Below are 8115 nucleotides of genomic sequence, written 5' to 3'. Positions count from 1 at the left end.
GCCAAGGCTGGGGAGCAAGTTGAAAACAGATCCCCTGGCGCAAGTCTTTGGTCGCCCCAATTTCCTTAAGTTGGTGCCTAAGTTAGGGTGACAAATTAGTCTAGAATAAGACACAAAATAGTCTATATTTTAACCATGAAAGCCCTTGTTTTTTCTTTGTGAGGACTATAATAAGGCTGTAAGTAAAAGTCACAACCAAAAAGGAGGCGCGTCACCATGAGTAAGCGATATGCATTACTCGTCGGTACGGTTATTAGTGCCCTAGCCCTAAGTGGGTGTGGGCATGGTCAAGGCAATCAGGGAGCTACTAGCACACAGGTCGCGAATTCTGTGACCAGTGAATCCGTCAGCAGTGTGTCTACTAGTCAATCCAGTCGCAGCCAGTCAAGTAGTCAGTCAGCAAGTGAGGCCAAATCCCAAGGAGCCTCGCAAGCCAGCCAGGAGCCGGCTAGCAGTCAGGCTCAGCCCTCTTAATTCAAGCAGATGCAAGCCGCCTATCAAAAGCAGCTGGACTACCGCGATTCGCTAAGTGAAGATGCGCGGTCTTCAGTCCAAGCGCCTTTTACTGCAGCCTATCAAGAAGGGGAGCGGCTTAAGGGTCTCCACCCCCAAGATAGTCAACGCATTGAGCAAGAGTCAGCGGACTTTCAGCACTATCTCAATTGGGATAAGCAAGCCTTTGCTTCCTTCTTCCTCAAGTGGGCTCAAGATATGAAGCAAGACTATCGTCCTTTACATTTGGAAGATTTTGTGGGTATTGGCGACAGCAGTAATCGGCTCAAAAACGCCACCGTTCATGGGCAAGCCGTGACCTGGAATATTATGGGCAATGTCAAAAACGCTCGTTATGACTATCTAATCTTGGATAGCTATGAGACAACAGACTCGGACCCAAGTCAGCGTCACCTCTACCTCTTCACCCTCCATCAAGGTCAGCCCCAAGTCCTCTATAGTCAGGCCCATTTGGCTGACAGCGATAAGTTAGATTTCAAAGAGACCGAGAATCAGGACTTGAGTCAAGGCTTTGCTAACTATCTCAATCCTGACAATCGGGACAGTGGCCAAACGAGTGATGAGGGCACAATCGCGGGGCCTAGTGATATTAGAAGGGATCATATTGCCCAAGTCATGGAAGCCTACAGCAAGGCCCAAGGCCAAACTTATCAGGCTGCCACGCCAGCCACGGCCTTGTCATATTATGATTTGGCGGTTCCCGACCAAGTCCTCAACCAAGCCAAAGTGGACGGCCAAGCAGCAAGCTTCCAATTCTATGGCATGCAGCTAGGCAAGAGCGACCTCAACTATGAAGTGACGGCCATTTATGTGCGCCAAGATGGCAAACAAGTGATTGCCTTCGTTAAGCGTCACAATCATGCCTATATTTTGGAAGCCACAGCTCAACCTGACCAAGAGGGTCAGGTCTCCTTCCAAACCACCCAGAACCCAGAGTTAATGTCAGCATTTGATTAGTTTTAAAAAGGACCCAACCTCTTTGTTAGGGGCTGGGTCCTTTTTGTTTCTGCCTCGGTCTGGTCGGGTGCTTAGGGCAAAGTGGGCCCTTGTGGCGGGACCGGCTCCAGCCATCCTAAGGCTGTCTTCCGCCTTGCCAGTCTATGGTGGCCTAAGTCGCTAGCGCTCCAAGGCCACTCATACGCCCGCCATCCTTGGGCCACAAGGGCACTTTGCCCGCACCCGACCTGGCCAAGGCTGGGGAGCAAGTTGAAAACAGAGCCCCTGGCGCAAGCCTTTGGCCCCCCAATTTCCTTAAGTTAGTGGCAAAGTTAGGGGGGATAGTCTAGAATGAGACACAAATCGTCTATATTTAAGCCATGTAAGCCCTTGTTTTTCTCTTTGTGAGGACTATAATAAGACTGTAAGTAAAAGTCATAAGTCCACGGGTGAATACGTATGAGTTGTTGATAATTATGATATCCTGTTTTTTTGAGGGTACAAAAAGCTCTTTAACTGTACCTACAACGAGTTGGGAAACTAACATAAGTTTGGAAATCTATAATTCAAAATACATAAGCAAAAAATTTAAAATGAATGAAATCTTATTTTTGGAGTACCATACTTATATTTCTGAGTTGACCTAGATTATATGATAATGTGTATCTATATCGATAAATAGCATTCAATTTTTAGGAGGATAAGAATTATAATGAACTACAAAATTAAATCGCTTGTTATTACATCGCTTGTTCAATATATAGAGAATATAGAAGAATTAATGCGAGAAAGGGACGAAAAAGGGAGTGATTACAATATATACTATAGAGGGGAAAATGGGAAATTTGAGAATAGAGTCCCGGGTATTTATCGAGGTCAACATAAAAAACTGCTAGAAGTTGGATCAAAAAACTATTATCTTGAGTTGTTTGAAGAATTAGGATGGCCCATTCAAACATTCGGTAGTAAAGTATTTGAACAAATTGTTGAAGTTCAGCATTATGGAGCGGTGACGAACATCTTAGATCTTAGTTCGAATCCTTTAGTGGGATTATTTTTTGCGTGTTACGGTGACAGTCAAGAAAATGGAATGGTATATATTTATGGGTCAGATATATCAAGGGAGAAACACTATTTTGAGAAAGAAATTGCTTTGCAAACAGCCTTGAGTTTTATGGATAAGGCAGATATTGACCGTTTTATTAAGGTCTTTTCTGTTTTTAGAGAGATGGTTCCAAATAATTCAACATTATATAAAAGGGTATGTAGTAGAGAAATTACAGTTGATGGCATAAAGGATATATTCGATGATGAATTCAAAAATAACAGGTCTCAAAGAAATAAAAGAATTTTTGGATTAGAAGAACCTAATATACCTTTTGTTGTTAAGTTAAGCGTTAAAGAAGGGAATAATAGCGTTTCAAAAATTTCGGAGGACATTAAAGCTAAGAATAAAATAGCAGAATATATAGAAAGAGTAGATATATCTTATAAATCGGCTGTTAATTTCAAAAAGATTGGTTTAAATAGGATACAATTAAGAGGGTATCAAAAAATTATCTTACGATTCATACTAGATATTATAGTCGATTTCCTTGATAAATTAAGATTATACTCAGGCGTTATTGAACCCCTGAATTTTCCATACGCAATTTATGAAGACATACTAAAGAGTTACGTAGTTAAGTCATCCAAAATTAATGAAAGAATCAAAAATCAAAGAGGGGCATTTATTGTTCCAGGATATATTACTGTTAAGGAAAAAGGCTCAGACGAAATCAAAAAAGAGGTAGACAATTCAATCAAGTCCTCAGTCACTACCCTATGTGAAATTGAAATTCCTTCGGACAAAAAAGAGGAGATCCTTAAGCAGCTGAAATTTATTGGAATAGATGAAGGATTCATATATCCAGAGATTGCAAATATCGCGAAAACAGTGTCAGAGAGATATAGTTAGTGTAAGATTTTCCTATCTTTTAAATACTTATTGCTATACTACAGAAACAGTATAAAGAAGTAGTTCATTTATCGTTTAAACATTTTTTTAGAAATAAGTGGTGAGGTTGGATACAATAATTAATAGGCTTGGCAAGGCGGCTGCGGGGCAAAGTAGCCCTTGTGGCATTAGGATGGCGAGCGTATGAGTGGCCTTGGAGCGGAGCGACTTAGGCCACCATAGCCCACCAAGGCGGAAGACAGCCGCAGGCTGGCTGGAGCCGGTCCGCGACAAGGGCCTTGCTTTGCCTAGAGCAGCCACCGCGGCCAAGCCAGAACAAGGCAGAAGCAGGTAGACAAAAAGAGGCCCGAGGGCCTCTTTTTCTATCTCTATTATTCTGAGAATTGGACGATAACATTGCCAGTTGACGAGTGGGCCTTGACTTTCTTGCTGGCGCCTTCGTTTTCTTGGGTTTTGTTGCCCATGGTCTTGGTGTCGATTTGATAGTCCTTGCGTTTGCCTTGAATCGTGGCCTTAATATCACCCGTTGAAGAGGAGAGTTCAATGTCTGGGACATCATTCAAATCCTGAATGTCCAGGCTCCCAGTTGAACTATTGGCCTTGAAGGTCGTGCCACTGACTTGGGTTTGCTTGGTGCGGATATCACCCGTTGAAGCAGATAGGTCAAAGTTTTGGCCGGAAACCTGGTCAAGGCTAATCTTACCCGTCGAGGCAGAGACGTTAATATCCTTGCTAGCCTTAACCTTTTCTAGCTGGATGTCGCCAGTCGAGTCGTCGAGTTTGAGGTTGTCCTTGAGGTTAAGGTCGCGGACGGTGATGGCCCCAGTCGAAGACTTGACGTCCACTTTGGCGGCTAGCTCCTTAGGCACCGTAATGTTAATCTTGTGGGAGTTGAAAATGCCAAAGGGATTGAAGACCCAGAAATTGAAGAAGAAGAACTGACCCTTGGATTGCATAATCAGGCGGGAGCCTTCTTGCTTGATGTTATAGTTGATGCTGCGATCTTCGGTATAGTCAATCTTGATGTCGGATTGGTCAGCGCCTGTGACGGTCACATCAGCAATCGAAGCATTGACAACCAACTCGGTCACATCGCTAGCTGAGGCTTGGTATTGCTTGTTCTCTGGCGTTCCGGCCATACTAAAGCGGGTTAGGTCGCCACCTGATAGGGCGAAGGCAGTCCCAATGGACATCATGCCTAATATAATGAGAACAATGGCGATTTTAGTCAGGTTTTTCATAAATAAGCTCCTTTCTAGGTGAGTCTAGTCGCGACGAGAGTGAATCCAGCGCAGTCGATGGTTGAGATTGCGGAAGCCGCGTTGGGCCCATGGCAAGAATAGGAGGCCTAGACCGACTAGGGAAAGACCTGCCCCGAAGTTGAAGAGGGCATTCATCAGGTTGAAACCGGAGGTGAAGGGGCTGGTCACCGCTATGAATGCACCGCCAAAAATAAAGGCAAAGACCGTGACATAGAAGGCGAAAAGTAGGGATGCCATCACCAATACCAAGGCAAAGCCTAGAGCGCCGACCGTTATAATAAGTGGCAACCAGATGGGGAAGGTCAGGGCAATCAAGACCCATTGGCCACCCGAAATAGGGCGTTTGGGTTTGAGTTTTTGTTTGACCCGCTCAAAGGGTGACATTTCCGCTAGAATCCGGTTGGCAATTTCATCTAAGTCACCCAAGTCAGCTACGGCTTGCTCCTCAGTCATGCCCTCGTCTAGGCGGTCATCAATCATCTCATCGAAGAAGGACAGGGTGGTGGCCAGTTCTTCCTCGGGCAGGTCAGCCAAGCGCCGGGCTAGTTGGTGTTTGAAGTCGTATCTATTCATGTCGATCATCTCCTAGGATAAAGTGGTAGGCTTTCATGACGGCGTCCCAGTCCTGGAGAAAGTTCTGGATTTGACTGTGGCCGACATGGGTCAGGCGGTAGTACTTGCGTAGACGTCCCTTATGCTCAATCGAGTAGGCAGCCACCGCCTGGTTGGCTTCCAGTCGCTTGAGGATGGGGTAGAGGGTGGATTCGGAGATCGGAATGTATTCCGACACATCTTTGACAATTTTGTAGCCGTAGGAGTCTTCTTGGCGCAGGGCGGCCAATACACAGACTTCCAAAAGGCCACGCTTGAGTTGAGCTTCCATAGGCGTTCTTCCTTTCTACACCTATACTATACAATGCATAGTATAATGCGTCAAGGGATATTCTGTCATATAGAGTAAAATCGGTCTTAAGTCTGATAAAAAAGAGGGGTTTACAAATGTAATCTAAGGTGTTATACTATAAACGAGGATTACACTTGTAATCTTAAAAATTGAGATTAAGGAAGGTGATGACCATGTCACAAGAATATGCGATTCAAGGCTTGTCTTGCGCTTCTTGTGCCCATGCAGTGGAAGTGGCCCTGCAGGCCGTAACAGGCGTCAAGTCAGCACAAGTGAATTTAGCAACTGAAAAAGTCAGTCTGGAGACAGAAGGGAGTGTCAGCCCCCTAGACTTGCAGGCAGCGGTCCAGGCGGCCGGTTATGAATTGGTCCTGCCCCAAGTGACGCAAAACTTCGCCCTGACAGGCATGTCCTGTGCCTCTTGCGCGGCCAATATTGAGTCTGCAGTCAGCAGCCTGCCAGAAGTCAGCGCGGCTAGCGTCAATCTGGCCACTGAAGTCCTGTCGGTGACCTACCAGCCAGGCGCTATTAATGAAGAAATAATTTGCCAAACCGTGGCAGAGGCCGGCTATCAAGCCCAGGTCCTAGCAGATCAAGCTGGAGCTAGCCAAGCGCAAATCCAGCAAGAGGCGGATCAAGCGGCCCAAGCCAAGGCCAGCCACCAAGCAGCCCTCTGGCGTCGTTTCTGGCTGTCGGCCATTTTCGCCTTGCCACTGCTCTGTCTAGCCATGGCCGAAATGGTGGGCCTGACCCTACCAACTTGGCTCAGCCATCGCGGAGGTGGTCAGCTCTTTGTTGGTCTGCAGCTGGCCTTGACCCTGCCCATTCTCTGGCTGGGGCGGTCCTTCTTCCTAAATGGCTTTAAGCATTTAGTCAAAGGGCATCCTAATATGGATTCTCTGGTGGCCCTGGGAACTAGCGCGGCGGTAGCCTATAGTCTCTATAGTAGTATTCAGGTCTGGTTGGGCAACCACCATGCGGCCATGTCCCTCTATTATGAGTCAGCCGGCGTCATCCTGACCCTGGTGACACTAGGTAAATATTTCGAAGCTCGGTCCAAGGGCCAGACTTCAGCTGCCATTCAGGCCCTGATTAAGCTGGCCCCTCAAGAGGCTCAGGTCTTACGAGAAGGCCAGGAAGTGACCTTGCCACTGGACCAAGTCCAAGTGGGCGACCTAGTTCGGGTCCGTCCTGGACAAAAGATTCCGGTCGACGGCCGCGTAGTTGAAGGCCAATCCTGGGTGGACGAGTCCATGTTGACCGGTGAGAGCCTGCCGGTTGCTAAAAAGGTAGGCGACCAAGTGGTGGGCGCCAGCCTCAACCAGCAAGGGTCTTTAATTGTTGAAACCAATAAAGTGGGCCAAGACACCACCTTGGCGCAGATTATTCATTTAGTTCAAGCAGCTCAAGGCTCTAAAGCGCCTATTGCCCAGTTGGCTGACCGGGTTTCGGCTGTCTTCGTGCCGGTCGTTATGACCTTGGCTCTAGTGGCTGGTCTGGCCTGGTACCTGATTGGCGGCCAGTCCTGGGCCTTTGCCTTGACCATTAGCATTGCAGTCCTGGTCATTGCCTGCCCATGTGCGCTGGGTCTGGCCACGCCAACCGCTATTATGGTGGGGACCGGTAAAGGGGCCGAGCAGGGCATTCTGATTAAGTCCGGGACCGCCCTGGAAATGGCCCACCAAGTGGACGCGGTAGTCTTGGATAAGACGGGGACCCTGACCCAGGGCCAACCCCAAGTGACCGATGTCTTGCCCCTGACAGGCTGGACGCCAGAGCAGTTACTGGCCTTGGCAGCTGCAGCTGAAGTTAACTCTGAGCACCCACTAGGCCAGGCCATTGTGGCCGGTGCCCGTGAGCGGGAGCTGGCTTTGCCTGAAGTGACCAACTTCCAGTCCTTAACTGGATATGGAATTCGGGTCCTAAATGGCAAGAACTTCTATTTCTTAGGCAATCGACGCATGATGCAAGAAATTGGCCTGGACTTGAGCCGGGCAGAAGAGCTAGCCATGACTTTGGCGGCTGGGGGAAAGACGCCAATTTATGTAGGTAATAGAGAAGAAATTATAGGCCTGATTGCGGTAGCCGATCCGCTCAAGGCGACCAGTCCGGAGGCTGTCCGCCGCCTCAAGGCCATGGGCTTGCAGGTCATTATGTTGACGGGCGACAATGCCAAGACGGCGCAGGCTTTGGCTACAGAAGCTGGCATTGACCAGGTCATTAGCGACGTTCTGCCTGCTGACAAGGCCCAGGTAGTGGCTGATTTGCAGGCTAAGGGACTCAAGATAGCCATGGTAGGGGACGGCATCAATGATGCGCCTGCCCTGGCTCAGGCAGATGTGGGCTTGGCCATTGGCCGGGGAACGGACGTAGCCATCGAGTCGGCCGACATGGTCCTCATGGGCTCTGACCTGACCAGCGTGGCGACCGCCATCAAGCTTAGTCAGGCCACCATCCGCAATATTAAAGAGAACCTATTCTGGGCCTTTGCCTACAATGTACTAGGTATCCCGGTAGCCATGGGGGTCTTGCACCTCTTTGGC

7 protein-coding genes are annotated in these 8115 nt (G+C 48.0%); 4 read left to right on the top strand and 3 right to left on the bottom strand.

Annotated elements, in window-relative coordinates:
- Positions 1-216: 216 nt before the first annotated feature.
- From HMPREF3093_RS04985 to HMPREF3093_RS04975, 3 genes are all read left to right on the top strand, one after another.
- Positions 217-474 (top strand): hypothetical protein, encoded by a 258-nt coding sequence (locus tag HMPREF3093_RS04985; protein ID WP_070755880.1) that lies wholly within the window; start codon positions 217-219, stop codon positions 472-474.
- A 9-nt stretch (positions 475-483) separates the two neighbouring features.
- On the top strand, positions 484-1470 hold the full coding sequence (locus HMPREF3093_RS04980; RefSeq protein WP_070755879.1) for a DUF4767 domain-containing protein: 987 nt from the start codon (positions 484-486) through the stop codon (positions 1468-1470).
- Between the two features lie 691 nt (positions 1471-2161).
- Entirely contained in the window at positions 2162-3406 is a 1245-nt protein-coding gene (locus tag HMPREF3093_RS04975; RefSeq protein WP_070755878.1) for an FRG domain-containing protein, read from the top strand.
- Positions 3407-3777: 371 nt separating this feature from the next.
- Here the strand turns inward: HMPREF3093_RS04975 and HMPREF3093_RS04970 are convergent, their stop codons facing one another.
- From HMPREF3093_RS04970 to HMPREF3093_RS04960, 3 genes are read right to left on the bottom strand one after another with little or no spacing between them, the layout of a single operon-like run.
- Positions 3778-4647, bottom strand: coding sequence for a DUF4097 family beta strand repeat-containing protein (locus HMPREF3093_RS04970; protein ID WP_070755877.1), 870 nt, complete (start codon positions 4645-4647; stop codon positions 3778-3780).
- Between the two features lie 24 nt (positions 4648-4671).
- Positions 4672-5241: a DUF1700 domain-containing protein gene (locus HMPREF3093_RS04965; RefSeq protein ID WP_070755876.1), complete on the bottom strand. Its 570-nt coding sequence runs from the start codon at positions 5239-5241 to the stop codon at positions 4672-4674.
- On the bottom strand, positions 5234-5551 hold the full coding sequence (locus tag HMPREF3093_RS04960) for a PadR family transcriptional regulator (protein ID WP_023391732.1): 318 nt from the start codon (positions 5549-5551) through the stop codon (positions 5234-5236). Before HMPREF3093_RS04960 ends, HMPREF3093_RS04965 begins: the two co-directional genes overlap by 8 nt.
- A gap of 194 nt (positions 5552-5745) precedes the next feature.
- Here HMPREF3093_RS04960 and HMPREF3093_RS04955 point away from each other — a divergent pair.
- Positions 5746-8115 (top strand): heavy metal translocating P-type ATPase (locus HMPREF3093_RS04955; protein ID WP_257244528.1); only part of this gene is annotated, 2370 nt, incomplete at its 3' end.

This window comes from Abiotrophia sp. HMSC24B09 (assembly GCF_001815865.1).
Lineage (GTDB): Bacteria > Bacillota > Bacilli > Lactobacillales > Aerococcaceae > Abiotrophia.
This window is presented reverse-complemented; position numbering and strand designations above follow the sequence as displayed.

What these genes read in the sequence shown, in the direction of transcription:
- HMPREF3093_RS04985 (WP_070755880.1), top strand. Translation starts at nt 217, where the DNA reads ATGAGTAAGCGATATGCATTACTCGTCGGTACGGTTATTAGTGCCCTA.
- HMPREF3093_RS04980 (WP_070755879.1), top strand. Translation starts at nt 484, where the DNA reads ATGCAAGCCGCCTATCAAAAGCAGCTGGACTACCGCGATTCGCTAAGT.
- HMPREF3093_RS04975 (WP_070755878.1), top strand. Translation starts at nt 2,162, where the DNA reads ATGAACTACAAAATTAAATCGCTTGTTATTACATCGCTTGTTCAATAT.
- HMPREF3093_RS04970 (WP_070755877.1), bottom strand. Translation starts at nt 4,647, where the DNA reads ATGAAAAACCTGACTAAAATCGCCATTGTTCTCATTATATTAGGCATG.
- HMPREF3093_RS04965 (WP_070755876.1), bottom strand. Translation starts at nt 5,241, where the DNA reads ATGAATAGATACGACTTCAAACACCAACTAGCCCGGCGCTTGGCTGAC.
- HMPREF3093_RS04960 (WP_023391732.1), bottom strand. Translation starts at nt 5,551, where the DNA reads ATGGAAGCTCAACTCAAGCGTGGCCTTTTGGAAGTCTGTGTATTGGCC.